Source organism: Kutzneria sp. CA-103260, from assembly GCF_018263855.1.
Taxonomy (GTDB): Bacteria; Actinomycetota; Actinomycetes; order Mycobacteriales; family Pseudonocardiaceae; genus Kutzneria.
Genome location: NZ_CP073318.1, coordinates 5,529,675 through 5,554,923, shown reverse-complemented (window position 1 = coordinate 5,554,923; position 25,249 = coordinate 5,529,675). Strand labels below are relative to the sequence as shown.

The following is a 25,249-nucleotide window of genomic DNA, read 5'->3' as shown; positions in this document are numbered from 1 at the left end:
CACTCCACCCATCACCGGTTCGAAAATGTTTCGGAAGCAGTGGCCCTATGGTCCTTCAGGAGTGCCGCTGGGTGATGTTGACCATCCAGCTGATCCCAAACTTGTCCACGAGCGAGCCGGCCTCGTCACCCCACGACTGCCTCTCCAGAGGCAGCGTCACGGTGCCGCCGGCGGACAGCTTCTCGAAGTAGTCACGGAGTTTGGCGTCGTCACCCCCGAGGAAAAGCGCGACGTTGTTGCCCGGCCTGAAAGGCACCCTCTCCGGGACGTCCCAGGCCATCACCGTGTAGCCGTCTGAGGTGCTGAGCACGGAGTGCATGACCTTGTCGGCATCGGCGTTGGGCGCCTCCGGCGAGCCGAAATCGCCGTACGTGCCCAGCGCCAGCTTGCCGCCGAGGACTTCCTGGTAGAACTCCATCGCCTGCCGTGCGTTCCCGTTGAAGGCGATGCACGGGTTGAGCTGGGATCCCATCTGATGCTCCTTGCTGTGAGTGCGGACAGCTCGCACCATAGCGACGGACACTGACAATGTGATCGCGAGCCAGCGTCGCGACCTCGACATCCTGGCGGAACCAGCGCAGGCCTAGCACCGCCTATCGGAAGCAGGTCAACGCTCTGAAGTTCTTGCGGGTGCCGCGTCGGCGGCGTTCGGCGCACAGCACCCGGCTGACCCGCCAGGTCAGTTCGCGGGGCACGTCGAGCATGGCACGACAGGCAATCACGTGGAGTTCTTTGGGCAGATGGATCTTGTGGTGAGAACTCATCTACCGGGACTCCACGCCCATCTCCAGCACCGTCCGATAGAGACGATCTGCCCGTGTCATTCGATCAGGCACTGATCCTTGCCGAGATCACCTCGCTGGACGGGTTTTGCTCGGTTGAACGACGTTGCTATCCAGCTGGGCACAAGGTGCTCGCTGCAGTAGTTGTTCCGGCCAAATTGATTAGAGGTGCGCCACTCTGTATCTGGCCTTTGTTTAGCGAACAGACACTGCGTGTAGTTACGTCATCGGCTTTGATGTAGTCGATCGTGCGGTCCGACTCGGTGAGCACTACATACCATTTATCGCTGGTGGATAGCACGTATCCGACGATGGACTGCGGTTTTCCGTCCACTTTAACGTTAAGCGATTCAGGGGGGAGCCACACACTCCGGACGGCGCGACTTAAGTCGACCCCTTCGATAGGGATGGTGTAACACTGCAATATTAGTCCAACCAGTGGAATTGCCAGCAGGGAGCACTGGAGGCCGTAGACCGCCCGCCAGCGCGGCCTGCGCTTCCGTAACGCCCGGCAGACGGTTAAGAGAGTATTGCGCTGATTCTTACGCCAATCTTCCAGCAATCCCCTGTTGGTCAACTCCCTTTCGGGAGGTTTGATAACCGTTGTGCCGACTCTAATCTCATCGGACCACCCCTCCTCAAGGTCCTTGAGTTGATCGGCGATCATCTTCTTTAGCTCCGCATCGTCTATGCGGCGCAGCCTGGCCGGAGCGGACGCGATACCGCAAATAAATGCGAGTGTCGCGACCCATAGTGGCCAGTGATGGAAAATGTCGACGAGGTGACGTGTCATGAACGGATAGGCCCTTGACCAGGCAAACTGGCCCTGTCTCAAGTTGTCCAGATGGTGAACTAGGCTTTCTTCGAAGTGTTGAAGGTCGGACCCTAGTCTTAGTGTCTGACCCCAGAGTGCCTGCCACCAGGAATTCCATGTGAGGTTTGTAGGGGTGAGTAATATCATTGCACCAAAAGCCACAACTGCCAGCATTGGGCGTCGCGCCACGATAAAGCCGACTAAGAGAAGTGGGAGATATTGTGGAAGCAGCGGGATTAGGGTGCCTAGCAGTGTGCCTGCGAGCCCGCCGGACGATGCAATCTTGGTCGCCACCACGGGATCGTAGTTGGCGACCAATAGTAGTCTTGTGGCAGAAGCGATTAGGATGACAGGGGACGAGCGAATGATGGCCATGAGCCATGGTGGGATCTTCAAATCGTGACCAGCCCCGCTCGATCGGCGGCCTTGGCGAACCGGTCAGCGGACAGCTTGGTTTCCTCGCAGAGCTTGACCGCTTTGCTGAGATGCTCTTTACGGTAGGCGGCTGTCAGGGGCGCGACCGTGCCGAGCCCGCCAATCATGGCGAGTACGGCCTTGGCGAAGTCGAATCTACTGGTTGGTGGCCAAGTGTCGCCCTGCAATGAGGAATGACGGAGTGTCCGCCGCGGCAGCGCGCCGACATCGGAGGTGGCGAGGCTGACGACGGCAAGCAAGACCGTGATGTTCACGCCGAGGGATATCCGCATGCGCTGCGTGTGGCCGGCGGTCCCGCGGAGAAGGGGCAAACGCATAACCATGTGTCATACTGCACCAACGCGGTCTTCGCGATGTCATCTGACACATTCACGACATGATCAGAAGTCAACGTCGCTGCTGACGGCGGCGCTGAGGGTCGATGCGGTGGCGAACAGCGTGTCTTCGAGGTCGGTGACGCGCTGGCGTACCGCCAGCCGCACATGGGTTCGTTCCCAGTACGGCAGCCGCTGGTCGAGAGGCCGCGTGTCCCATGCCAATTCCAGCGCGGGCAGCGCCACGGCGACAGCGTCGATCACGGCGATGATCGCCGTGACTAGCTCATACAGCAGCGGATCGGTCGCCTCCGTGTCGATCGTCGACCGGATTTCCCGCAGCGTGTCGCTGGTGACCGCGAGGCGGCGCAGCCGTCCCAGCCAGGCCCCGTCCAGCAGATCCCTCGGGGCTGATCATGGCGATGCGTCGGGGTGAGGTGCTCGGCGTGCCGTTGGACTGCATTGATCTGCTCGACAAGGAGCTGGACATCAGCTGGCAGTTGCAGCGGGTGGGAAACAAGCTGCTGCACAGGGAGACCAAGACAGAGGCCTCTGAAGACACGCTGCCGATCCCGCCGATCGCCGCCACGGCGATCCGGCTGCGGCTCAAGGAACGCGAGCTGGACCGGTAGGAAGCCGATGTGTCCTGGCAGGAATCGGGGCTGCTCATGACCACACGGCACGGCACCCCGATCGAGCCCCGCAACTTCCTCCGATCGTGGGACCGGCGGTGCGAGAAGGCCGGGGTGCCCAAGATCACGATCCACGACGGGCGGCGGTCGTGTGTCTCGCTGCTGGTGGAGATGGGGGTGCATCCTCGGGTGATCATGCGCATCCTGCGGCACGCGAACATGAAGATCACCATGGAGCTGTACGCCGAGGCATCTGACGAGAGTGTGCGTGAGGCGCTGGACAAGCTCAGCGAGGGATTCGACTGAGCTGCTGTACTGCCAAAGGAAAGGCTCTGTTTGGAATAGTCCAAACAGAGCCTGACCTGCAGTGGGCGATACTGGGATCGAACCAGTGACCTCTTCGGTGTGAACCAAGGACGGCATGGTGCGCTGACCTGCGGAAACACAACTTCCGCAGGTCAGCGCGGAACCGTTCAGAGCGGTTGAATGCAGTTCAGGACTGTTCGGCGCGCCTGCCTGCTCCCCAGTTGCTCCCCGCGCTGCTCCCCAGCTGACCGAAGCCGCTTCCAGTCGCTGCCGATCTGTACATTGAGCTCGCCGACGCACGGCATAGCGACCGGCCTCAAGGAAGCCCTCTATGAGTAGTGACATGCCACGCTCGACCAGGGTGGATGCGGTTATCGGCACGCACAGCGTCCGCGTTCTCGGCATCACCGCACATCCCACCCATGCCTGGGTGATGCAGCCGATCCGCAACCTACTCATGGATCTCCAGGACGCAGCAGACCTCGCGCGGGTCAGGTTCCTCATCCGTGACCGCGACGCCAAGTATCCCGCGTCGATCGACGAGATCCTCAGCGCCACAGGAATCACCACGGTGCTGACCGGTGTCCGGATGCCCTGCACGAACTCGATCACCGAACGCTGGTTCAAGACACTCCGCACCGAGTTGCTAGACCGCACGCTGATCTGGAACCAGGCCCACCTACGGCACGCGGTTCGTGAGTACGAGCGGCACTCCGACCAGCATGGGGCCTGCTCTGGCCCATCGGCGGACGGCGGCTTGGACGAGTTACGCGAGTTCTGTCCCAGCCGGCGTGTCAACTCGGTGTTCTCCGCCAGCAGCGCGGCGTTCTCCGTCTCCAACTGCGTGACTCGTGCTTCCCGCTCCGCCAGGCGCGCGAGCAACCGCTCCAGCGACACACCCCGGGCCTGGGGGACCGACACGCCAAAATCATGCCAGGTCGGCCGCAGGCATCGAGAACCGGCGCAACAAGCCTGAACAGTTACCCAGGCCGATGGTGCACACCAGCCGAAGGCCCGGCTGTTCATTCGCCGGGGTGACAATGGCTGCGGCCGGCGTGATCGCCGGGGTGGAGGGCCACGATGACGGACAAGACCGGTGACTCGCGGTGGTTCGTGCGGGTCGTGGGGTGGCTGTTGCGGCGCAACCGGACGGCGATGGCGGTCGGTGTGGGGTTGTTCCTGCTGGCTGTGGTGTGCGGTTCGCTGCCACCACATTCGGCACTGTTGGCGGTGCTGTTCGTCCTGGCGTCGTGCCTGGTGCTCACCGCCGCGGTGGCTGGCAGATCCCGCCTGCGGTGGTTGCCGCTGATCGTGTTCGCGGTGACGATCTTCGGCGGCCTCATGACCAGCGTCTGGGTGGGCCAGGCCGTGGTGCAGACCGCCGGCCACGACGAAACGTGCCAGTACGTGAACTCCACCGAACAGCAGAGCCAGGACTCGAACGACGTGACGAGGACATCGACCCGGTGGGTGGTGGCCTGTCCGGACGGCACGCACACCTTCAGCACCGACGAGGGTGCTGAGATCGCCAATCCGGACGGGTCCATCACGATGCGCACGGCAGGCCCGCTGTTCACCGTCCTGCCCGTCAGTCAGGCCAACGACTACGCGCTCTGGTACCTGTCGTTGTCCTCCCTGGCCGTCCTGTTCGGCTGCCTGATCACGGCCCTGATCGCACCACGCCCGGCGGACGATCCGTTCTCCCGGCGCCTGGACCGTCCGACGACCGGGGCGTGACGTGAGTCGGCCAGTGCGGACCGTGCCGAACCGGCCTGGTGGACAGGCTGCCGATCATGTGTGGTCAGGGGCGGAACCGGGGGCGGCCCGCCCCTGCAGAGCGTTGGATCGAGAATTCAGTACGCTGTGAGTGCGGTCGTTGCTTCACTGCCGACGGATTCGGCCGATGGCGTGTTCGCTGAGGTGATGTGGCCGCCGGTAATAGGCAGCCCGCGGGCCGGGGCGTTTTGCGATTCTCTCAGGCGACCGTAAGCGCAGGCGGATGGTTGGGCGCACACCCGCTCGCCGGCAACGGGGAACGTTCGCTGTCGTCGCGGTCCGCCCTGCTATCCCGTCGGAATCAGGCCTGCCAGCGGGACCGAGTCAGACCGCACAGGTAGACATCGTGAAAGACGTCCCGGTGCCAGATGCGCTCCGCCAGCCGTCCCTCTCGCTGAAAGCCGGCCCGCGACAGCACCCTGATCGACGCGGCGTTGTCCACCAGCACCGTCGCCTCGATCCGGTTCAACGCCATCTGCTCGAATCCCAGACGCACCACGGCCCCGGCAGCCTCGGACATCAGGCCCCGACCCCAGTACGGCCGCGCGAGGTCGTAGCCCAGGATCGCGAAGTGGTGCTCGCGGTTCCAGCAGGTGTATCCGCAGGTGCCGATGATCTGGGCGGCGCCGGCCAGCAGCAGCCGCCACCGCATCGCCTCGCCTTGCTGGTACTGCGCCACGCTGCGGACCGCCAAGTCCCGGGCCTGATCGATGTGGGTGAAGGTGTCGAACGCGTAGTACCGGGTCACCTCGTCGTCGGAGAAGATCTCGAACAGCCCGTCCGAGTCCGACTCGGTGATCCGCCGCAGCCACATCCGGGCGGTATCCAGCATGGGCAGTTCGGTGAACACATCCTCGACAGCCACCACGTCATGCTCTCAGTCAGCGCTCCGACCAGATAGCAGTGTTCCCGCCCGGCGGCATGAGCGGATGTTCAGCTACAGCAGCCCAACGCTCATGCGGCGTAGCGACGGGGTCCCTGAGAATGGGCAGCGCTCTTGACAGCGTTCGAGTCGGGCTTGCCGACAAGGGGAGGAACGCCTTTCCCTCCATATTCAACATATAGCGCACCGGGGCTCTTGCGGCAAGACCCGGGTCTTGCCGCACAATCACCGGCCGTGCCCAGAACCTGCGAAAATGGGAGCTGCGAAGTGCGTGTGTTGTCGACGACCCGGTCGTGCGGGGATGCGACGCCAGACCGGACGGGGGACGGCCGGTAATGGACGTTGACGTGATCATCGTGGGCGCCGGCCCGACCGGACTGATGCTGGCCGGCGAGCTGCGCCTGGCCGGAGTGCGACCGCTGGTGCTGGAGCGGCAGCCGCGCCTGCGAGAGACCCCGAAGGCCAACGGTTTCTCCGGGCAGATCCTGGAACTGCTGCGCTACCGAGGCCTGCTGGACCGGATGGAGGCAGCCAGTACCGACCGCAGCCACCCGGCTCCCGGGTTCCCGTTCGGCGGTGTGCATGTGGACCTCCCGCACCTGGCAGACCCCCCGTTGCGGGTGCTGGGGCTACCGCAACCGCGACTGGAGCGGCTGCTCGATGAGCGTGCTCGCGAACTCGGCGTCGACATCCGCCGCGGACACGAGGTGGTCGGTGTCAGCCAGGACGATGCCAGGGTGACCGCGGATGTGCGCGGCCCAGGTGGGCCGTATCGGGTGACCGCCCGATACGTCGTCGGGTGTGACGGCGGGCGCAGCCGCATCCGCGACAGTGCCGGCATCCCGTTCCCCGGTACTACCTATCCGGAGGTCAACCGGCTCGGCCAGGTCACCGTGCCCGACTCGGTAACCGTGCTCGACAACGGCGACCTCGACGTGGCCGGGCTGGGCAGGATCCGCGCGGGCTTCACCCGGACAGACCGCGGTGTGTTCGCGTGCGGGCGACTCGCCTCCGGGTGCCTGCTCATCCAAACCACCGAAGACGAGCCCGTCGGTGTCGACGACGACACGCCGATGACCCTGGCCGAGCTCCAGGACAGCATCCGCCGCGTGCTCGGCGCGAACCTCCCCTTGGGAGAACCGCTTCGGCTGTCGCGCTACCAGTTTCAGGCTCGACAGGCCGAGCGGTACCGCGACGGGCGGATCCTGCTGGCCGGAGATGCCGCCCACCTGTTCCCCGCCACGGGCATCGGCATCAACACCGGCATGACCGACGCGGTCAACCTCGCCTGGAAATTGGCCGCGGCTATCCACGGCTGGGCCCCGGCCGGCCTGCTGGACACCTACCACCACGAACGCCACTTCGCCGGCGCACGCGCGCTGCTGCAGACCCAAGCCCAGGTGGCGCTGCGGCGCGGACACGACCCAGCCGCCGATGCGCTCCGGGAACTCTTCCTGGAGCTGCTCACAGACGAGCAGCCCTTGCGCCGTATGGGAGCGCTGATCGCCGGCGCCGACATCCGCTACCCGCTCCCCAACCCCAACCACCACGCCCTGGCCGGCGCCTTCGCACCCGACCTCACCCTGCGCACCGACCAGGGCACCACCAGCGTCGCGGAACTCATGCGCACCGCGCGGCCCATCCTTCTCGACCTCGCCGACCGCCCGGACCTGCGCGAGACGGCACGAGACTGGCAGCACCGCATCGACATCCGCACCGCCGAAACCGACCACCGACCAGCCGACGCCCTCCTGATCCGCCCGGACGGCCACATCGCCTGGGTCGCACCCACCGACGAACCCACCGATACCGCCGCCCCCGCGCTGCGAGAAGCACTTTCCCGCTGGCTTGGCACATCCCAGAAAACGACAATGCCTGTCATCAACCGGCGCGCCTGACCGGCCGACCGAACACGGCCAGCAGCCCACAGCAGTCGCCGTTCGGCCAGACGCCGCGCCCGCCCGGCCGGAGATCCGCTCGTCGGCATGAGCGAGCATCTGTGGCGCGAGCCGAGGTCGGCTGTCCCGTGTTCCGCCTGGCCTCCGAACCTGGGTCAACTCGGCTGCTCCCAGAAGTCCTAAGTGCTCACCTCAGGCGCAGCCACCACGCGCGTCCGTTCAGGGTCGTTGACCTGCGGTTCAGCACAGTTGCGGTCCGTTGAGCGCAGTTGGAAGAGCCCATAGGTGTGAACCAAGGACGACATAGTGCGCCGACCTGCGGAAATGCAACTTCCGCAGGTCGGCGCGGTTCAGTTCAGAGTCGTTGTGCGTAGTTGGGGACCGTTCAGCGCACATGTTTGCTCCCCATTTGCTCCCCGCCGGGCTCCCCGGGGCTGGACGTCGTCGATCAACAGGGCGGCTGTGCATGCAGTCCACGCTGTCCTGTCCCGGCGGAGTTGTCAGCGGGTATGCGTGTCGTCTGACCTGTGTGGACGTGGTTTTCGGCACGCACAGCGTGGCCGTCGACTGCACCCCTCTATTCCAGTCGGCGACCATGAGACAGGCCCTGATTCCCCCATCCCCTCGCACAAGCTTCTCATGGGGAAACCCGAGTGCCCCCGCACTCTGACGTCTTGACCGAACCCCCCGCGCCTGGGTGTTCACTCAAGTGACCGACACATCGCATAGTAGTCATGAGTCACCCGGTGCTGTCAGTAGGTTGAACAGGCATCACCTTGGTGTCAGTAGAATGACGCTCCTTGGATGTGGTGGCCGCGCTGAATACGCAGGTCACGGGGGGTGCGCTGGATTGGTGAACCCAAAGCGTCACTATGCGTGACTGAACCCGTGCGACATCGCTAGGATCTCCAGGTGACCGAGCCGTCACGTGATGACGGCACGCGGGCGACAGGACCGGGGGTGAGTGGTGTCAGGGCCGGCCGGAGAGGGCAGCGGCGAGCTCAAATGGGGGATCACGCTTCCGCTCACCGGGTTTTCCCTGCGGGAGCATCGCCGGTTGGTCGAACAGCTGCCGGAATTCGGCTACACCGACGTCTGGACCGGCGAAGGTACCGGTGTCGATGCCTTCACGCCCCTGGCCGTGAGTTCCGCCTGGGTGCCCTCGCTCCGGCTGGGGACCGGTGTCGTGCCGGTGCACACCCGTGGGCCGGCGGTGCTGGCGCAAACGGCGGCCACGCTCGCCGAAACCACCGATGCGAGCGTGCTGCTCGGTATCGGAACGTCCGTTCCCGAGCATGTGACCGACATCAACGGCATCCCGTACACGAAGCCGTACGCCACCGTGCGGGACACGCTCAGGTTCCTCACCACGGCGATGCGTGGGGAAGTGGTGTCCGGTGAGTTCGAGACGTTCTCGGTCCGTCGTTTCCAACTGGCCCAGCCGCCCGTCAATCCGCCCAAGGTTATTCTCGGCGCACTCCGGCCACGGATGCTCGCTCTCGCCTTCGAGGAGGGCGACGGCGCGATCACCAACATCCTGCGCGCCACAGATATCCCGCAGGTCATCTCCGCGATCGGCTCGCCGAACCACGGCAAGGAACTCGTGGTCAAGATCTTCGTATGCCCGACCGAGGACGCCGAGTTCGCGCGTGGTGCGGGTCGCCGGTTCCTGGCCTGGATCCTCAACCGAAACGTGTACAAAGCTTTTCATGAGTGGCTTGGAAACGGTCAGCCGCTCGCTGAAACACACGCGAAATGGGCTGCGGGCGACTCCCTCGGCGCGGAGCGCGCACTTCCCGAGGAGCTCGTGGACGAGCTGTGGATACACGGCTCACCCGAAAGCTGCGCCAAACAGATCCGACAATTCGTCCAACCCGGCGTGACGGCGGTACTGCTGTATGTGGCGTCGACGCCGGAACTACGGAACGACCCCGGCTCACTTCGAGACGTCCTCCGCACCCTGGGACCTGCCGCCCGCTGACCTCGGACAGGAGTTGCTCGTGTCCACTCTCGCCGACCGCCGCGCGCGGGTGGCTGACTTCTTCGCGACGCTGCCGGTATCGCAGGGCATCCACACCGAAGAGACCGTCATCGGCGATCGGCCCGCGACCTGGACACACCCGCTGGGACGGACCGACGATCGGGCGGTACTGCACTTCCACTTCGGTGGCTACTGGGCGGGATCGGCCCGGTCGTCACTGGCCATCACGTCCTACCTCGCGGCTGCCACCGGCTCACCGGTGCTGTCATTGGACTACCGGCTCGCGCCGGAGAATCCCTTCCCGGCCGCGCTGGAGGACGCCGTCGCCGCCTACCGGTGGCTTCTGGACCACGGGCATCCCGCGGGCCGCGTCGTGTTCCTCGGTGAGTCGGCGGGCGGTGGTGTGGTGGCGGCGGCCCTCGCCGCCGTGCGGCAGGCAGGCCTGCCCCAGCCCGCTGCGGCGGTGTGTCTTTCCCCGTTCGTCGATCTCACTGTCACTGCGGACTCCTATCGACGCTGCGCCGACAGCGACGACGCCTTCAGTCACGAACAAGCCGAAGAGGCCGCCGCGTTCTACCTGGGCGGCCACGATCCCCGAGACGCGTTCGCCTCTCCGGTCTTCGCCGACTTCGCCGGACTGGCCCCCCTGCTCATCCAGGCCAGCGAGGACGAGGTGCTCGCGGACGACGCGAGAATGCTGGCGGACCGGGCCACCGCGACCGGCGGCCACGCGACACTGGAGACCTGGTCCGGGATGGGCCACATGTGGCACGTCTTCGTACCGACCACACCCGAGTCCGTCCAGGCCCTCGACAGCGCCGCGTCCTTCGTGCGCAAGCATCAGAGCTGACCAGGCGTCTGGCGGTACGCGTCCGTCGTCCACGAAAGGAAGCGCATGGACGAGCCAGGCCCGCGACAGGCGTCACCAGCCGGTTATCTCGGCTTCTACCTGGTGTTCTTCCTGGTCGGAACCGAGACGTTCCTGGTTTCCCCGCTGCTTCCCGTCGAGTCCCTACGATTCCTCCTCCGCGACCGCGACAGCAAGTACACCGCCTCCTTCGACGCCGTCTTCGCAGCCGAGGAGATGAACGTGCTGCTCAGCGCACCCCAAGCTCCGCGGATGAACGCCCACTGTGAGCGAGTGATCGGCGCCATCCGCCGGGAGGTCCTCGACCACGTTTTGGTCACGAACGAGACCCACACCCGACGGGTCCTCGCCGAGTACCAGGATCACTACAACAGACATCGACCACACCGCTCCCGAGGCCAGCTGCCACCCGATGTCCAGGAGCAACCCTGCGCCGTCCAAGACTTCGAGGCCCGCAGGCTGGTACGGACCCGGGTTCTCGCGGGAGTCATCCACGAGTACCGCTACGCATCCTGAGCTGCAGCGACGACTTTTCGAGCCTCACAGGCTGAACGCGAACCGCCACGGCTAGTCACTGTCGGCACCGTCGCCTTGGTTGCGAGATCGCTTGGGCACAAGGTTGGCGAACACCTCGCTGGCCTGCCGCAGCGGCTCGGGTATGGAGTCCAACGCCCCGATCCCGCGAGCCCGGGCTTGCGCGCGCCGGCGTGCGGACCACAGCTCCTTGTTCAGCAAGCCGTTCAGGAACATCACGTTCACGCGCCAACCACGGTCCTTGACAACCCCCAGGTTCTTGGCCAACTCGCTGCGGATCACCATGTCGGACAGGAACTTCGTGTGCACGTCCAGCCGACGTCCCCCACTGGTGTCCTGGAGAATCTCGTTGGCCAGGCGAACCTCGTCGATCAACCTGTTCCGCATGGTCGGGTCCGGGAGATACCGCGCCCGCCGGAACAGCCCGCGGCCGGGCACGTGCCGGACCAGACCGTGCGCGACGAGCGCGTCACGATGCCAGTGGAAAGCGTTGCGCCGCCGAAGCCGACGTATCACCAACTTGCGCAGCGACACCGCCTCGGGCTCGTTGGCCAACTCGGCGAGCAGTTCGTCGGCCCAGGCCAGACCGACAGGAGCGGGATCGACCAGGTCGATCACGTGTATGGCCCGGCGAATCTCGGCCCAGCTAAACACCATGTGCGGGCTGCGCCGGAGCAGCAGTTTGCCGCGCAGCGCGAGTTCACCGAGTTCGGCCAGGTCGCAGCCGACCTTGGCCTGGACGGAGTCGATCATCTTGCCGGTGTCGGAGAGCGAGAGCAGCGCGAATTCCTCGGGCAGCGTCAGCCGGCCAGCCATGTGTTCGTCCTTCCCGGGCTAGAACCTGTATCGAGGTGGAGAGCCATTGGTTGATCGCGGCAATGTGGACGGTTGCTTCGCCAAAGCCACCTGGGCAACCAGTGTGGGGGCTGGAGTCCGAATCTCAGACCGTGACGCTCTCACCGACCTCAAGGGACATCAGCGGCACGCCGGTCAGGTCACCTATGACCTGTGCGAACGAGGCACCCCCACCTTCGCTCACGGTCTCGTGCCTACCGGTCCGAGGCCGGCGGGCCGACCGCCGCCGCGCTGGCCCGGCTCGCCGAACTCTGGACCGTCACCAAATCAGCCAAGCCCGGAGTTCGGTGTCGGAACTGCGCGGGTGACCACGGACTTCTCAGGGATCAGCAGTTCCCTGATGGCAGCAGCGATCTCGTTCTGCCATCGGTCGCTGTCGTAGACCGCCGTGTAGAGCGCACGGCGCTGCTCCTCGTCGTCGAAGCGTCTGATCCACACATAGCCGTCCGCGTCCTCCTCGTCGATGAACGACGCGGTGACTGACATGCCCTTCGACTCCTGAAACGGGATGACGACGTCTTCCATATAGCGGACCCAGTCGGCGCGGCGGCCGGATCGGGTCTGGTACCGGCGAATTTCGTAGAACATCTCAGTCCTCCTTGACCCGCAGGACGAGCTTGCCTCGGGTGCGGTCGGTCTCGCCTCGCACGTGTGCCACGGCGACCTGCTCCAGTGGGAAGACCGCTTCGACCCCCACCGACACCTCTCCGGCGTCGATGAGACCGGCGATCCGAGTCAGGGCCGGTCCGTCGGGCTCGACGAGGAACGCGCTGGCACGCATCCCCTTGGCCTCGGCCGCGGCGAGCAGTTCGGCGGAGACGCCGGACGGGATCGCGACGATCAGACCGCCGGGGCGCAGCACGTTCAGCGAGCGGGTGCTGGTGTTGTCGTGTCCGTCGCCGACCAGGTCGACGACGACGTCGACGTCGCGGACGGCGTCCTCGAAGCGGACGGTGGTGTAGTCGATGAGTTCGTCGGCGCCCAGCTTGGTGAGCCAGTCATGATGGCCACGGCTGGCGGTGCCGATGACGTGGGCACCGAGGTGTTTGGCGAACTGGACGGCGAAGTGCCCGACGCCGCCCGCGGCCGCGTGGATCAACACTCGCTGACCGCGCCTGACGTCGGCGGTGTCGACCAATGCCTGCCAGGCGGTGAGAGCGGCCAGCGGCACGGCGGCGGCCTGCTCGTGGCTGACCGTCGCGGGCTTGCGGGCGAACTGCCGGGCCGGCGCCGTGACGTAGTCGGCGTAACCGCCTGCGGCGCGGGGGAACCACGGCATGCCGTAGACCTCGTCGCCGGGCTTGAGCGTGGTCACCCCGAAACCCGTCTCCTCCACCACGCCGGAAACGTCCCAACCGAGGATGAACGGCGGTTCGCCCAGCACGCCGGCCATGCCGTTGCCGGAGCGGGTTTTCCAGTCCACAGGGTTGATGCCGGCGGCATGCACTCTCACGAGGACCTCGGTCGGTAGTGGTACGGGACGAGGGATCCGCTCGACCCGCAGCACTTCCGGACCGCCGAAACCGTGCTGGACCGCCGCGCGCATCGAGGATGCGGACATGCTTCAACTCCTACGGTGAAATGTGATGAAAGACCGTTATGCGGCCTTTCTCGGTACATCGCCACGGTATCCGCAGGGATATACTTACCCGCAAGGGTTACTGCTTCCCTTTGGGAAGTATGCTGGTGAGGGGTGTTCAATGACGACGCAGTGTCAGACGGGCAGGCACAGCGACCACGACGTGTACGCGGCCCAGTGTCCCTGCCGCGCCATGCTCGACCTGCTCGCCAACAAGTGGTCCGCGCTGGCCATCGGCGCGTTGGAGGACGGTCCGCTCCGCTTCGGTGAACTTCAGCGCTGTCTGCAGGGGATCAGCCCCAAGGTGCTCACCCAGACACTGCGCCGTCTTGAGGAGTCCGACCTCGTGGTCCGGACCGTCTACCCCGCCGTGCCGCTGCATGTCGAGTACGCCCTCACCCGACTCGGTCTCAGCGCCGCGGTCCCGCTCGGTCTGCTCCGGACCTGGGTCGAGGTGAACATCGACAGCGTCCCGGCCGCTCAATGCGAATCGTCCCGAGAGGGCGTTTTGTGAGTTTCTTGCAGTTCGTCGCCGCGGGATGGTGTGGTGTTCTGGCTGGTGGTGAGGCCGCCCGGTGCTCGGCTGCGTGGCTGGCCGTGGGCGAGTGTGCTGCTGGCGGTAGCCACGCGGGGCGCGGCGTGGACGGTGGCGGCGCTCGCGCCGGCCGTCGTGAAGACCGATGCGTGAAGGTCAGGACCGCAACGGCGGGGGTTCCAGCGAGAGGGTTCGCGTTCTGTGGCCGGGTGCGGTGACGAGCGTGTGACGATGTGAAACATTTCCCTCCATGTCGGATAGGCCAATCGAATGTGGTGATGGTCTTCGTTTCGATCAGGTCTTTCGCAGCGTCATATCAGTTCGGAGGTTCCGCCTGGGTCGCGGGTGTCGGATTTGGCGCGGTGGCGTAAGGGGGGCGTGCCGCGACCGGGCACCGGATGAACCGGTGCCCGGCCGCCACGCTAAATGGCGCCTTCAGCTGTTCAGCTCCACTGCTGGTTGGCGCCGTTGTTGCAGGTCCACGCAGTGACCTGGGCGCCCGAGCCGACGTTTCCGTTGCTTGCGTTGGCGTCCAGGCACAGGGACGTGTTGGCGGCGTTGTGCAACGTCCCGTCGCCGGGGGCGATCCACTGCTGGTTGCTGCCGTTGTTGCAGGGGTACGCCGTGACGTTGGCGCCCGGGCCGACGTTTCCGTTGCTTGCGTCGGCGTCCAGACACAGGCCAGGGCTGGCGCCGTTCACGATCGCGAACGACGTCGCGGTCGTCGCGGCAGACGCGGGGCCTGCCAGGGCTGTCGTGGCCACTACCGCCGCACCGATGGCTGCCGCCGCAGCGATCTTCCTGATGAGTTTCATGCCTATCATTTCCTCGTGTTCTGATTTCCAGGGCTCGCGGTGACCGCTGACGCCGGAAAGGGTCAACGCCCTCCTGGACGTCGTCGGCCGTGGATGCCATAGGGAAGTCCAAGCCGACAGGTACCGCTGGTGAGCCGTGCCATCACGCTATGCGCGGACGCGCTTACTGTGAATGATTGATGATCCGTGTTTCTTGCGCGATAGTTCAGGTGCGGCAGGCTGTACGAACCGCCACACGGTCAGGTACCGACGAACGACCACGGGTAGGCCCCGGTCGGGGTGCCGAGGCCGGTCTCGGTGTCGAATCCCGACCCCACTTCGGGCACCAACGGGTTCGGCGGAGTCACGGGCAGCCGGCCGAGCACGCTGTAGAGCTTCGCAACCCCGCCGCGGCCATGGACGACGGTGGAGGGTGTCGCGCCGTTCGGCAGTGTGTACGTGGTGACGTCGCGCAACGCCGGACCGTGGGCCCGCTGGTAGAGCACCGGGTTGGCAAAACCGAACGGCTTACCCCCTCGAGCTTGCTGGGCCAGCGCCTGCACACCGGCGAACAGCGGGGTCGACAGGCTGGTACCGCCCAAGTCGGCCTCGACATAGCGCCAGGTGCTCGGGTCCGTGGTCGGCGAACCGGCCAAGGCTGTACCGCCGACCAGCAATCCGGTCGCGAAATCAGCGTCCATGGCGACATCCGGTCCGACTCGGTCCAGCTTGCCGTCAGGCCCCGTGGCCAGCTTGACCGGCACGACACCACGTTGGTACCACGGCTGCGGCTCGCCCAGCGCCCAACCGCCGCCCGCGCCCCCGCCCGGCTGGACCGGCTGCTGCCAGGACGTGCCGTCGGCCGACAGCGTGTTCACCCCGTCACCCCAGCCGGTCTCCCACTCCCGCCTGCCGTTGCGGCCGATCGCCAGGGAGGTGCCACCAACCGAGGTCTCCCAGCCGCCGCTCGACGCGGGATTGAGGTAGCTCCCGGTACGGTCGTTGCCGCCGTCCCCGCTGGCGAAATAGAACCCGACCCCCTGCGACGCCCCCTCCTGGAACGCCTGGTCATATGCCATCCGCATGCCGGGCGCGAGGCTGAACGCCAACGACAGCGATACGATGCTGGCGCGCGTGTGGTCGAGGATGTAGCCCACGCTGTCCAGCGGCGTCGAACCCTCCCATGTGGACAGTCCGACCGAGACGATGTCCGCGTCCGGCGCCATGCCGTGCACCGCCTCCACGTCCAGGGTGGTCAGGGTGTTTCCGGAATGCTTCGGCCACGGCCTGGCCGAGGCGATCGACGCTGTCGCACTCGGCGTCCAGCGTGGCCAACAGCCGCAACGCTGGAGCACTCATGGCTCCTGCGGCGCCGGATTTCCCCGCTGGCCCAAGGCGATCCGCGCGATCCCGGGATGGCCGACTCCACGGCCCGCGCTGCGGCGCTGCTGGCGGGCATGATCGGACAAAGCCCCGCCACGGCCCTGCGGGAACTGATCAACGCCGCGACACATACCGCCAACGAGTCAACGGCTCAGCTCACTGGGCACGGGCTGCTGCCAGTTCGCCGCGCGCTCGGCGGCGGTAGTGCAGCGGTGACTCGCCCACCTCACGTTTGAACGCGTTGCTGAAGGCGCTCTCCGACGTGTAGCCCAGTTCGGCTGCCAGCGACTGAACGGGGACGTCGCGGACGCGCAGAGCCCGCCGCGCCAGCAGCATCCGCCAGCGGCTGAGGTAGGCCAGCGGCGGCACGCCCGCGACGGTGCGGAAGCGTTCGGCGAACGTTGTCCGCGACATCGCCGCCTCGCGCGCCAGTTCCTCCAGGCCCCAGTGCTTTCCGGGTTCGGCGTGCATGAGGCGCAGCGCCGGCCGCAGCCGCTCGTCGGTCAGCACCCGCAGCCAGCCCGGGGGCAGCTCGGCCTGGTCGACATAGGCCCGCAGCACCTCCAGCAGCAGGAGTTGCCCGTGCTGCCGGATCGCGAACGCCGAGCCCAGCCGGGTCCCGGTCACCTCCTCGAACAGCCAGTGCAGCCTCGCGCCCATGGCACCCGTGGGGTCGGCCGCCGCCCGGATGTGCCCCAGCGGCGGAAGCGCCGCCAACAGCAGCGCGTCACCGGCCTGGTTGAGCTCGACACGACCGGCGACGATGAGGTCGCCCACGCCACTGTTGGCACCGATGAGGCGGGCGGAGGAAAAACCCACCTCGGGCAGGATCTCGCGGCGTGGCCCGTCGCCGACGCCGCCCTCGATCTGCACCCACGTCCGGCCGTTGAGGATCGCGACGTCGCCCGGCACGAGCTCGATCGGTCCGTCCACGCCGTCGGTGGACAGCCGGGCCCGACCGCGCACCATCGCGAAGAACTTCAGCGGGAAACCGGCGGAGGATGTCAGCGGGACGGCGGTGGACACGCGGGCCACCCAGGGGCCCCGCTCTCCGATACCACTGGACACCATGCCGCGGACCACCCCGCGGACCTCGACGAGGTCCAATGCCTCGGACAGTTGGTCATCGACCACCGCCGTACTATCGCGCAAGTAATACGGACCGTCAATCATTCACAGTACGAGCGGCCGGACATAGCGTAACGACATGCCTCACAACACAAGCGGCACCCGATCGGCCTCGGCTCCACGGCGGCGCCCACGGCCGACGACATCCTGGAGGGCGTCACCTGGGCTCCGGTCGGTGAGATGAAGACCGTGACCGGATGAGCCGGTCTGGTGTGTGAACCGCTTGGAGCGGTTGGTTGGTCTGCTGGCCGCCCGTCTAACCGCAGCCCACTACGACCTTAGCCCGCAGTGTCGCCAGTTGTCGGAATTCATGGTCAGCAGTACTCCGGATTCACCAACTCGTCAGGATGTCCACGTGGAACTCACGAAACACACGCACTCCACCGTCGTCTTCACCAAGGACGCCTCTACCCTCGTGATCGACCCGGGGGCGTACACGCCCAACTCAGCGGAGCTCGTGGCCGGCACGACAGCCGTACTCATCACGCACGACCACCCTGACCACTTCGATGCCGGCATCCTGACGGCAGCTCTCGATGCGCAGCCATCGCTGCGGGTGTGGGCACCCGCAAACGTGGCGACCGAGCTCGGCTTGCACGACGGTCGTGTCGTGGCGGCTTCCGCCGGCGACAGCTTCGAAGCCGCAGGATTTCATGTGGCCGTCTTCGGCGAGCACCACGCGGTCGTCCACGCCGACCTCCCGCTCATGACCAACCTCGCCTACCTGATCGACGACACCGTGTACCACCCCGGCGACTCCTACTTCGTGCCTGGCGTCGCGGTCCAAACGCTGCTGGTGCCGGCGAGTGGCCCGTGGACCAATCTCGGCGAGGGCATCGACTTCGTGCGGGCCACAAAGCCGTCGCGCTCCATCCAGATCCACGACCTCACGCTGAGCGAAGGTGAGGGTGCCTCGTTCGCACAGTTCATTGGTGACCTGACCGGCGTGCCGCTGACGACCCTTGAGGTCGGTGAGAGCGTCACGGTCTGAGATTCGGGCTCCGCCCTACCGCGTGTCCAGGGCTGGCGTGAGGACTTCTGCCCACGCTATGACGCTGCGGCGTCACCGTAACTTCGATTCGAGCCGTAAAGGAACTTCATGCCCGTGACTTCCCCGCTCAGTCCCGACGAGCTGAGCACCGACCTCGAGTTCACCGGCGCGCGCGTCGTCGTCACCGGCGGAACACGAGGCATCGGCGCCGCCACCGCGGCCCTGCTGGCCGAATCCGGCGCCCGAGTGGTCGCTATCGCCCGACGGTCGGCCCCCGTCCCCGCCGGCGTGCACCTGATCACCGCCGACCTGGCGACTCCCGACGGCACCCACGTGGCAGCCGCCGCCGCGCTTGACTACCTCGGCGGCATCGACGTGCTCGTCGACAACGCCGGCGGCAACACGCAGGTCCCCGACGGCGTCCTCGCCGCCACGGACAACGACTGGCACGCGAATCTCGAGGCCAACCTGCTCTCGGTGATCCGGCTCGACCGGGCTCTGGTCCCGCACATGACCGCTCAAGGCAGTGGGAGCGTCGTGCACGTCTCCTCCAACGCGGCCCGCTTCCCGCAGGCCAACGGCGTCCCCTACGCCGCCGCCAAGGCCGCCCTCAATTGCTACAGCAAGAGCCTGGCCACTGCCTGCGGTCCGTACGGCGTCCGCGTCACCGCGGTCATGCCGGGCGTGATCGAGACCGACGCCGTCGAAGCCAGCCTCGTGCGGGCGGCGGAGCGGACCGGCCGCGATCTCGACGCCGTCCGTGCGGAATTCCATCAACGCCTGGCCGCGCCGATCGGCCGCCCCGGGCAACCGCGCGAGGCCGCCGAGCTGATCGCGTTCCTTGCCTCGCCGCGCGCCTCATATCTCACTGGCGTCGCCATCTCGCTCGACGGAGGACTTCTACCCACGCTATGACGCCGCGACAGGCCTGATCAACCGCAAATGTGGACCATCCGATGAGGACCCCGACCTGCTGCTCGCGCGGTCCTCCGGCCACGGTTGCCGGTCGGCGGCCTCACCGTAACCTCGATACAGGCTCGCGTCTGGGGAGGACGGACACATGGTTGGCGCGCTGACGCTGCCTGAGGAATTCGCGTTGCTCTCGCTCGCCGATACCGGCAAGGCGATCGACTACGGCCAGGCCATGGCCGGCTGCGCGTTGGCGGAACTCGGCGAGCTTGCGTTGCGCGGCAAGCTGCTGATCCGGCCGCACAACTTCACGGTGTTCGGCCTGAAAGGGTCCGCCCCGAGCGCGGCGAAGATCGAACTGGTCGACGCCGCTCCTGTTGGCCTGGCCTGGGCCGACGAGCTGCTGGCCGAACTCGTGCACACGGGCGAGACGGTGGCGGTGTCCAAGTTGTTGCGGCGGCGGCGCCGGCGCGACGCGTTCGCCTTGCATCGCGACGCGCTCGTCGCGCGCGGTCTGGTCCGGCAGGTGCCGGTCAGGGGGCTGTTCCGGCGGGAGCGGTACTACCCGGACCCGACCGTGCGGAACGGGTTGATCGACGAGGTTCGCCTGGCCACCGGCGGGGAACGTCGCCTGGACGGGCACATGCTGTTTCTGTCCGACCTGGTGGTCCGCGGCGACCTGCACAGGGGCCTGCGGATTTCGCTGAAGAGGGACCCGCGGAGGTCGGATCTCATCAAATCCATCCGCGAGCGGAACCGGGCTCGCTGGATGTGGGTGGTGGAATCCGTGCCCGAGCCGCTGCGGGAGACCAGCGAGAGCCTCGCCTCGTTGTTGTGGTTCTTGACCAGGCGGTCGGGGGACGATGGCGGTGACTAGTCATGACGGTTCGGCCCAGAGGCCTGTGCCTGTGGGGTTTCATTACTCACGCGTGGTGTTGACCTGCTGTTTCGTGTGGTCAGCCAGTCGTGGATGATCATCGACCGTGATCTTGCGGCTGCTGTATATGATCTTCTGTCAGCTTGTGGCTTGGCTGAGCCTGCTCACCCGGTCCTCGGTGGCCAAGGATGTGGAGATCTTGGTCTTGCGGCATGAGGTCGCAGTGTTGCGTCGTGGGGCGGACCGGCCGCGAATGTCCTGGGCGGATCGGGCGATCCTGTCCGGCTTGGCGCGTGCGTTACCGCGCCTCCTGCGGTCGCATCGGTTGGTGACGCCGGGCACGCTGCTGAGATGGCATCGCCGGTTGGTGGCCCGGAAGTGGACCTACCCGCGACGGGGTGGTCGGCCGCCGACCGATCCCGGTGTGGTGGCGCTGGTGGAGAGGCTTGCGCGGGAGAATCCGCGCTGGGGCTATCAGCGCATCGTGGGTGAACTGCGACACCTGGGTGACCGGGTCAGTGCGGCGACGGTTCGTCGGATTTTGGCGGCGGCTGGGTTGGGGCCGGCGCCGCGGCGGGCGGATGACCGGTGGCGCGACTTCGTTCGCGCTCAGGCGCGGGGAGTGTTGGCCTGTGACTTCTTCTCCGTGGACACGGTCAGTCTGCGTCGGCTGTACGTGTTCTTCGTGATCGAGGTCGGGAGTCGGGTTGTCCACGTGCTGGGTGTGACCGCGCACCCGACCGGGGCGTGGGTGGCGCAGCAGGCGCGGAATCTCCTAATCCAGTTCGACGAGCGTGGGCAGGTCTTCCGATTCTTGATCCGTGACCGCGATACCAAGTTCACCACTGCTTTCGACGACGCGTTCACCGCGGAGGGCGTGACAGTGATGAAGACGCCGGTGCGAGCACCGAGGGCGAATGCCTTTGCCGAGCGGTGGGTGCGGACCGTCCGCGCCGAGTGCACCGATCGCCTGCTGATCATCGGTGAAGGTCATCTCCGCGCCGTGCTGAACGAGTATGTCGACCACTACAACCGGCACCGGCCGCACCGAACGCTGGCGCTGGCAGCGCCGCGTCCAAGACATGACCAGCCACCAACTGAAGGACCGGTACATCGCCGAACCGTGCTTGGAGGGCTGCTCAACGAGTACCACAGAGCGGCCTGAACTCACTCCGCCGGTCCAGGTGAACCGCCAGGTCAGCGCGGTGAGCCGAGTTTTGAAACCCTTCAGGCCGGGCTGAACCCGAAGGAGTGGACACCGCGAGAGCTACGCCACAGCTTCGTGTCACTGCTCTCGGACGGAGGGCTGTCGGTCGAGAAGATTGCGCTGCTGATCGGTCATAGCGGGACGGCGGTGACGGAGAAGGTCTACCGCCATCAGATCCGGCCGGTGATCCGCGATGAGTCGGACACGATCGACCGACTGTTTCCCGACTCAGCGGCTTAGTCAGGCAGTTAGTCAGGCAAAGACAAAATCAGGCCCTGTCCACTCTACTGTGGACAGGGCCTGACCTGCGTGGGCGATACTGGGATCGAACCAGTGACCTCTTCGGTGTGAACGAAGCGCTCTCCCCCTGAGCTAATCGCCCCTCTGGAGTTGTGTTCCCCGCTCTCGCGGTGATGTGGATACCTTACAACATCACCCCCGCAAACGCGAAAACGGGGGGTCCAGTAGCGGGTGGTGGATGCCGAACCAGCCCGCTACCAGGGAGAACATGCCGAGCAGCCAGAGGGTGGCGAGGATGACGAGTCCGGTGGCGGCGAGGACGAGCAGGCGCAGGGGGAGGGGTTGGCGGCCGAGCCAGGCGGTCCACTGGTCGTAGCGGGCGCGGGCGTAGGCGAGGACGCGGCCGGCCCAGGCGAATTCGGTGGCGAGGATGGCGAGGCCGGCGAAGACGACGAGCCAGCCGGGGCCGGGGTAGGGGATGAGGATGACGCCGAACACCAGCACGGCGCTGCCGCCGATGGCGACGCCGACGCGGCGGGCGGTGCGGAGCGGGCTCAGTTGGTCACTTCTCCGTTGGCGATGACGTCGGTGGGCTTGGCCGGCAGGCCGCGGCCGGGTTCGAGGGAGATGGCGAACTTCTGGTGTTGTGCGGCCGCATTGTCCCATTTGATCAGTTCGGCCGCACTGCTGGCGACGTCGAAGGAGCTGAGCGCGATGGGGGTGCCGGTGGACAGGCCCCAGACGACGTAGGTCTGGTCGGCGGCGTTGTTGGGGCGCAGCCCGGTGGGCAGGACGGCGGCGGAGGTGGGGGAGGAGAGCAGCACGGCGGCTTCCTGCCCGTCGCCGGCCCGCAGCACGGTCCGGTGCATCGCGGGGTCGCCGAGCACGGCGAGCAGCTGCGACTGGGTCTGCTGCTGCCCGGTGAGGTTGCTCACCTGCCAGCCGAGTGCGCCGACGGCGACGGCGAGCACCAGGACGACCGCGGCGGCGGCGAGTCGCGGGACCCGGCTGCGGGGCCGTGGGAGGGCGACGATCTCGGCGGGTCGCCCGTCGGACGGTGTGGACAGCGAGGAGCCGATGCGGAACGGCAGCGGTTCGTACGCCTCCTGCGGGGTGTGCGCGACGGACCCGAGGACCTTCTGCCGCAGCCGTGTGGGCGGGTCCTCCTGCGGCAGCGAACCGCCCAGCAGCGCGGTCACCTGTTCGGTGGAGCGCACGATTTCCTGGCACACGGGGCAGCCGGGCAGGTGGGCTCGCAGCGCCTGCTCGTCGTCGGGTTCCAGGGCCCGCAGCGCCCAGCCGACGGCCAGTTCCTCGTTCGGACAGCGCCCGTCCTCTCGCGGCGTGTTCACCGCTGTGCCCCCGTCCGCACGTCGGTCGTCCCGTCTCCGTCGCCCAGCAGCGACGACAGCAGCCCCCGCAGCCGCCTGAATCCGGCGAAGGTCCGCGACTTGACGGTGCCGAGCGGCACGCCGGTCAGCGCGGACACCTCGCACTGGGTGTAGCCGCCGAAATAGGCCAGCGCGATCACTTGGCGCTGCTCGTCGGGGAGCAGCCCGAGCGCCTCCCGCACCTGGCCGCCGACGACACCGAGCAGCGCCTGGACGTCGGCGCCGGGGCCGGGCGGCACCAGCCGTTCGGCCACCTCGTCGGCGCCGGGCACGGTCTTTCGGCGCCGCACCGCCTCCCGCCGCACCGCGTCGACGGCGCGGTGGTGCACCAGGGTTAGCAGCCAGGTCGCGAAGCCGCCGCGGCTCGGGTCGAAGCGTCGCGGGTCGCGCCAGAACGCGAGGAAGGCCTCCTGCACCACGTCCTCGGCGAACTCCGGGTCCACGCACACCCGCCTGGCCAGCGAGTACGCCGGCCGGCAGTGCCGGTCGTAGAGCTCGGCGAACGCCGCCTGGTCGCCGTTCGCGACGCGGCCGACCAGATCGGCGTCGGCCGCGGTGGACCTGGCCGGTGGGACGGGCACGTCAGCCACCACGGAAATCCTCACGTCCAACATTCGCGCAACATGCGGTACCGGGTTCAGGTTAAACCCAGCAAGATGGGGGTCGCCGAACCACAGGGTGCACGGAGCGTGGTTGGCCGGTCGCTCAGGGGCACAAGTCTGGCCCGGACGGGTGAAGTCGGTCGTCTCCGCGAGCGGTGTTCCTCACTTCGGCGTCACAACTGAGGAGCTCGGTCGTTTGCTGGCCGGGAAGGGAGCAGAAGGGTAACGACGATGCGCAACGACCATGTGACGCTCCGCTCGACCGCGGTGTTCGACCTGCTCGCCCCGCGCACGCCCGCGGTGCCCGTGCAGGTGGAGCTCCGCTACGACACCCGCGACCCCTATGCCGTGGTCGCCGCCTTCCGCACCGGGCGCGCCGGTTGGGTGGAGTGGGTGTACGCCCGCGATCTGCTCGCCGACGGTCTGATCGCCGAGGCCGGTGACGGCGACGTGCGGATCAAGCCGGCCACCGACGACCCCGAGGTCGTGGTGATCGAGCTCAACTCGCCGTCCGGGCACGCCACCTTCGAGGCCGCCTCCGAAGAGCTGGCCGACTTCCTGGACAGAACCTACGACGTGGTCGTGCCCGGCAACGAACACCTCTGGGTCAACGTCGATCAGGCGCTCACCCACCTGATCTCCAACGACATGAGCTGACCTCCCCGGACATCCCCTCTGACCTGCGGCGATGTCCTTGGTCGACCCCCGATTTGATCCAGAGCGGGACCATCGGATAAGGTTTCACCAGCACCACGGAGAACGGATCCCAGCCGGGAGATGAACCCCAGGGTTCACAATCGGAGATCCACTCCCGAAGTCGCATGCGGACGTAGCGCAGTTGGTAGCGCATCACCTTGCCAAGGTGAGGGTCGCGAGTTCGAGTCTCGTCGTCCGCTCGGGTAACGGCCCCGCGTCATTCGGGCCGGAGTTCCCGGAGTACCATCCGGGACAACGGCGGAGTGGCCGAGTGGCTTAGGCAAGGGCCTGCAAAGCCCTGTACACGGGTTCGATTCCCGTCTCCGCCTCGGGCGATTAGCTCAGTGGGAGAGCACTACCTTGACACGGTAGGGGTCACTGGTTCAATCCCAGTATCGCCCACCAGTTATATACGCTGGTGACAAGAACGACCGACGATCTTTGTCGGTCGTTTTTTGTGTTCCGGGAAGATCAAATGGGGCCAAAATGGGGATGGGCTCCTCGCACGGCATCCCGCGGCAACGCGTCGATCATCACTCGTACGTGTGGAAACCAGGAGGCGAGCCTGGCCTGCTCCTCCGGCAGCAGCGCCGCCAGCGATGACTGCCACCGGGCCTCGGTCACCTCGATGGCCTGCCGGCGCATCTCCGGTGTCACGTGGTCGTAGACCCGACCCATGCCCTTCATCTTCTGTCCGAGACGAGCCCTGCGCGCGACCTCGGGCACGCCGTCCGCGGCCAGCCGGGGCGAGTGAGTGTGGCGGCCCTCGTGGAACGTGAACCGCGGCAGAGTCGCGGCATGTGGCCTTCGGTGTACGGATCGTTCGGCAGGAGCCCGTC

The 25,249-nt window shown here is 66.6% G+C and carries 30 protein-coding genes, 4 tRNA genes and 1 pseudogene; 18 read left to right on the top strand and 17 right to left on the bottom strand.

Annotated features, from left to right (window positions below):
• Nucleotides 1-55: 55 nt before the first annotated feature.
• The 4 genes from JJ691_RS24160 to JJ691_RS24145 all read right to left on the bottom strand — a co-directional run bounded on the left by JJ691_RS24160 (nucleotide 56) and on the right by JJ691_RS24145 (nucleotide 2,609).
• Nucleotides 56-472, bottom strand: coding sequence for a VOC family protein (locus JJ691_RS24160; RefSeq protein ID WP_211770985.1), 417 nt, complete (start codon nucleotides 470-472; stop codon nucleotides 56-58).
• 419 nt (nucleotides 473-891) lie between these two features.
• Entirely contained in the window at nucleotides 892-1,890 is a 999-nt protein-coding gene (locus JJ691_RS24155; protein WP_211770984.1) for a hypothetical protein, read from the bottom strand.
• A 98-nt stretch (nucleotides 1,891-1,988) separates the two neighbouring features.
• Complete coding sequence (locus JJ691_RS24150; protein WP_211770983.1) at nucleotides 1,989-2,285, bottom strand: hypothetical protein; 297 nt, start codon at nucleotides 2,283-2,285, stop codon at nucleotides 1,989-1,991.
• 126 nt (nucleotides 2,286-2,411) lie between these two features.
• Nucleotides 2,412-2,609: a hypothetical protein gene (locus JJ691_RS24145; RefSeq protein WP_211770982.1), complete on the bottom strand. Its 198-nt coding sequence runs from the start codon at nucleotides 2,607-2,609 to the stop codon at nucleotides 2,412-2,414.
• A gap of 152 nt (nucleotides 2,610-2,761) precedes the next feature.
• On the opposite strand from JJ691_RS24145, the gene JJ691_RS24140 reads away from it, so the two are divergent.
• Together JJ691_RS24140 and JJ691_RS24135 are read left to right on the top strand one after the other, a co-directional pair.
• Nucleotides 2,762-2,977 carry a hypothetical protein gene (locus JJ691_RS24140; protein ID WP_211770981.1) on the top strand — a complete coding sequence of 72 codons (216 nt, stop codon included), beginning with the start codon at nucleotides 2,762-2,764 and terminating at the stop codon, nucleotides 2,975-2,977.
• A 9-nt stretch (nucleotides 2,978-2,986) separates the two neighbouring features.
• Complete coding sequence (locus tag JJ691_RS24135) at nucleotides 2,987-3,283, top strand: tyrosine-type recombinase/integrase (RefSeq protein ID WP_211770980.1); 297 nt, start codon at nucleotides 2,987-2,989, stop codon at nucleotides 3,281-3,283.
• Nucleotides 3,284-4,018: 735 nt separating this feature from the next.
• Here JJ691_RS24135 and JJ691_RS53410 read toward each other — a convergent pair.
• Nucleotides 4,019-4,180: pseudogene (locus JJ691_RS53410) on the bottom strand (DUF6444 domain-containing protein); the annotation flags it as partial.
• Between the two features lie 183 nt (nucleotides 4,181-4,363).
• Here JJ691_RS53410 and JJ691_RS24125 point away from each other — a divergent pair.
• The gene (locus tag JJ691_RS24125) at nucleotides 4,364-5,020 is read left to right on the top strand and encodes a hypothetical protein (RefSeq protein WP_211770978.1); all 657 of its coding nucleotides are present in this window, start codon (nucleotides 4,364-4,366) and stop codon (nucleotides 5,018-5,020) included.
• Nucleotides 5,021-5,360: 340 nt separating this feature from the next.
• Here JJ691_RS24125 and JJ691_RS24120 read toward each other — a convergent pair whose 3' ends face one another.
• On the bottom strand, nucleotides 5,361-5,924 hold the full coding sequence (locus tag JJ691_RS24120) for a GNAT family N-acetyltransferase (protein WP_211770977.1): 564 nt from the start codon (nucleotides 5,922-5,924) through the stop codon (nucleotides 5,361-5,363).
• A gap of 353 nt (nucleotides 5,925-6,277) precedes the next feature.
• Between JJ691_RS24120 and JJ691_RS24115 the strand changes: the two genes are divergently transcribed.
• From JJ691_RS24115 to JJ691_RS24100, 4 genes are all read left to right on the top strand, one after another.
• Nucleotides 6,278-7,840 carry an FAD-dependent monooxygenase gene (locus JJ691_RS24115; protein WP_211770976.1) on the top strand — a complete coding sequence of 521 codons (1,563 nt, stop codon included), beginning with the start codon at nucleotides 6,278-6,280 and terminating at the stop codon, nucleotides 7,838-7,840.
• 967 nt (nucleotides 7,841-8,807) lie between these two features.
• Nucleotides 8,808-9,821 carry an LLM class F420-dependent oxidoreductase gene (locus tag JJ691_RS24110; RefSeq protein WP_211770975.1) on the top strand — a complete coding sequence of 338 codons (1,014 nt, stop codon included), beginning with the start codon at nucleotides 8,808-8,810 and terminating at the stop codon, nucleotides 9,819-9,821.
• A 19-nt stretch (nucleotides 9,822-9,840) separates the two neighbouring features.
• A complete protein-coding gene (locus tag JJ691_RS24105) occupies nucleotides 9,841-10,671 on the top strand; it encodes an alpha/beta hydrolase (protein ID WP_211770974.1) in 831 nt (276 codons plus the stop codon).
• Between the two features lie 45 nt (nucleotides 10,672-10,716).
• Nucleotides 10,717-11,205: an integrase core domain-containing protein gene (locus JJ691_RS24100; protein ID WP_211770973.1), complete on the top strand. Its 489-nt coding sequence runs from the start codon at nucleotides 10,717-10,719 to the stop codon at nucleotides 11,203-11,205.
• 51 nt (nucleotides 11,206-11,256) lie between these two features.
• On the opposite strand, the gene JJ691_RS24095 is transcribed toward JJ691_RS24100, so the two are convergent.
• From JJ691_RS24095 to JJ691_RS24085, 3 genes are all read right to left on the bottom strand, one after another.
• Entirely contained in the window at nucleotides 11,257-12,039 is a 783-nt protein-coding gene (locus tag JJ691_RS24095) for a GPP34 family phosphoprotein (RefSeq protein WP_211770972.1), read from the bottom strand.
• Between the two features lie 306 nt (nucleotides 12,040-12,345).
• Nucleotides 12,346-12,666 (bottom strand): NIPSNAP family protein, encoded by a 321-nt coding sequence (locus JJ691_RS24090; protein ID WP_211770971.1) that lies wholly within the window; start codon nucleotides 12,664-12,666, stop codon nucleotides 12,346-12,348.
• A 1-nt stretch (nucleotide 12,667) separates the two neighbouring features.
• Nucleotides 12,668-13,624, bottom strand: a complete 957-nt coding sequence (locus tag JJ691_RS24085; protein ID WP_211771679.1) for an NADP-dependent oxidoreductase — start codon at nucleotides 13,622-13,624, stop codon at nucleotides 12,668-12,670.
• Nucleotides 13,625-13,778: 154 nt separating this feature from the next.
• On the opposite strand from JJ691_RS24085, the gene JJ691_RS24080 reads away from it, so the two are divergent.
• Together JJ691_RS24080 and JJ691_RS52955 are read left to right on the top strand one after the other, a co-directional pair.
• Nucleotides 13,779-14,171 (top strand): winged helix-turn-helix transcriptional regulator, encoded by a 393-nt coding sequence (locus JJ691_RS24080; protein ID WP_249228146.1) that lies wholly within the window; start codon nucleotides 13,779-13,781, stop codon nucleotides 14,169-14,171.
• A gap of 45 nt (nucleotides 14,172-14,216) precedes the next feature.
• On the top strand, nucleotides 14,217-14,345 hold the full coding sequence (locus JJ691_RS52955) for a hypothetical protein (protein ID WP_256449417.1): 129 nt from the start codon (nucleotides 14,217-14,219) through the stop codon (nucleotides 14,343-14,345).
• 290 nt (nucleotides 14,346-14,635) lie between these two features.
• On the opposite strand, the gene JJ691_RS24075 is transcribed toward JJ691_RS52955, so the two are convergent.
• The 3 genes from JJ691_RS24075 to JJ691_RS24065 form a co-directional block, all read right to left on the bottom strand.
• On the bottom strand, nucleotides 14,636-15,007 hold the full coding sequence (locus JJ691_RS24075; RefSeq protein WP_211770970.1) for an RICIN domain-containing protein: 372 nt from the start codon (nucleotides 15,005-15,007) through the stop codon (nucleotides 14,636-14,638).
• A gap of 239 nt (nucleotides 15,008-15,246) precedes the next feature.
• Nucleotides 15,247-16,230, bottom strand: a complete 984-nt coding sequence (locus JJ691_RS24070) for a S8 family serine peptidase (RefSeq protein WP_211770969.1) — start codon at nucleotides 16,228-16,230, stop codon at nucleotides 15,247-15,249.
• Nucleotides 16,231-16,525: 295 nt separating this feature from the next.
• Nucleotides 16,526-17,503, bottom strand: a complete 978-nt coding sequence (locus tag JJ691_RS24065; protein ID WP_211770968.1) for a helix-turn-helix transcriptional regulator — start codon at nucleotides 17,501-17,503, stop codon at nucleotides 16,526-16,528.
• Nucleotides 17,504-17,711: 208 nt separating this feature from the next.
• Here JJ691_RS24065 and JJ691_RS24060 point away from each other — a divergent pair, with 208 nt between their 5' ends.
• The 5 genes from JJ691_RS24060 to JJ691_RS24040 all read left to right on the top strand — a co-directional run bounded on the left by JJ691_RS24060 (nucleotide 17,712) and on the right by JJ691_RS24040 (nucleotide 21,721).
• Nucleotides 17,712-18,488 (top strand): MBL fold metallo-hydrolase, encoded by a 777-nt coding sequence (locus JJ691_RS24060; RefSeq protein WP_211770967.1) that lies wholly within the window; start codon nucleotides 17,712-17,714, stop codon nucleotides 18,486-18,488.
• A 108-nt stretch (nucleotides 18,489-18,596) separates the two neighbouring features.
• Nucleotides 18,597-19,403, top strand: coding sequence for an oxidoreductase (locus JJ691_RS24055; RefSeq protein ID WP_211770966.1), 807 nt, complete (start codon nucleotides 18,597-18,599; stop codon nucleotides 19,401-19,403).
• Between the two features lie 145 nt (nucleotides 19,404-19,548).
• Entirely contained in the window at nucleotides 19,549-20,274 is a 726-nt protein-coding gene (locus tag JJ691_RS24050) for a GOLPH3/VPS74 family protein (RefSeq protein WP_211770965.1), read from the top strand.
• Between the two features lie 106 nt (nucleotides 20,275-20,380).
• The gene (locus JJ691_RS24045) at nucleotides 20,381-21,439 is read left to right on the top strand and encodes an integrase core domain-containing protein (protein ID WP_211770964.1); all 1,059 of its coding nucleotides are present in this window, start codon (nucleotides 20,381-20,383) and stop codon (nucleotides 21,437-21,439) included.
• 117 nt (nucleotides 21,440-21,556) lie between these two features.
• Nucleotides 21,557-21,721, top strand: a complete 165-nt coding sequence (locus JJ691_RS24040; RefSeq protein WP_249228145.1) for a hypothetical protein — start codon at nucleotides 21,557-21,559, stop codon at nucleotides 21,719-21,721.
• Between the two features lie 70 nt (nucleotides 21,722-21,791).
• Here JJ691_RS24040 and JJ691_RS24035 read toward each other — a convergent pair.
• From JJ691_RS24035 to JJ691_RS24020, 4 genes are all read right to left on the bottom strand, one after another.
• Nucleotides 21,792-21,863, bottom strand: a tRNA-Val gene (locus JJ691_RS24035).
• Between the two features lie 50 nt (nucleotides 21,864-21,913).
• Entirely contained in the window at nucleotides 21,914-22,387 is a 474-nt protein-coding gene (locus tag JJ691_RS24030; RefSeq protein WP_211770963.1) for a TIGR02611 family protein, read from the bottom strand.
• Nucleotides 22,276-23,073, bottom strand: coding sequence for an anti-sigma factor (locus JJ691_RS24025; protein ID WP_211770962.1), 798 nt, complete (start codon nucleotides 23,071-23,073; stop codon nucleotides 22,276-22,278). Before JJ691_RS24025 ends, JJ691_RS24030 begins: the two co-directional genes overlap by 112 nt.
• Nucleotides 23,070-23,702: a sigma-70 family RNA polymerase sigma factor gene (locus tag JJ691_RS24020; RefSeq protein WP_249228143.1), complete on the bottom strand. Its 633-nt coding sequence runs from the start codon at nucleotides 23,700-23,702 to the stop codon at nucleotides 23,070-23,072. The genes JJ691_RS24025 and JJ691_RS24020 overlap by 4 nt, the downstream gene beginning before the upstream one ends.
• 243 nt (nucleotides 23,703-23,945) lie before the next feature.
• Here JJ691_RS24020 and JJ691_RS24015 point away from each other — a divergent pair, with 243 nt between their 5' ends.
• The 4 genes from JJ691_RS24015 to JJ691_RS24000 all read left to right on the top strand — a co-directional run bounded on the left by JJ691_RS24015 (nucleotide 23,946) and on the right by JJ691_RS24000 (nucleotide 24,815).
• The gene (locus JJ691_RS24015; RefSeq protein ID WP_043716771.1) at nucleotides 23,946-24,371 is read left to right on the top strand and encodes an SsgA family sporulation/cell division regulator; all 426 of its coding nucleotides are present in this window, start codon (nucleotides 23,946-23,948) and stop codon (nucleotides 24,369-24,371) included.
• 166 nt (nucleotides 24,372-24,537) lie between these two features.
• Nucleotides 24,538-24,610: transfer RNA gene (locus JJ691_RS24010), tRNA-Gly, on the top strand.
• 57 nt (nucleotides 24,611-24,667) lie between these two features.
• Nucleotides 24,668-24,739, top strand: a tRNA-Cys gene (locus JJ691_RS24005).
• A 1-nt stretch (nucleotide 24,740) separates the two neighbouring features.
• Nucleotides 24,741-24,815 (top strand) — tRNA-Val (locus tag JJ691_RS24000).
• A 66-nt stretch (nucleotides 24,816-24,881) separates the two neighbouring features.
• Here the strand turns inward: JJ691_RS24000 and JJ691_RS23995 are convergent.
• Nucleotides 24,882-25,088, bottom strand: coding sequence for a hypothetical protein (locus JJ691_RS23995; protein WP_211770960.1), 207 nt, complete (start codon nucleotides 25,086-25,088; stop codon nucleotides 24,882-24,884).
• Between the last annotated feature and the right edge of the window lie 161 nt (nucleotides 25,089-25,249).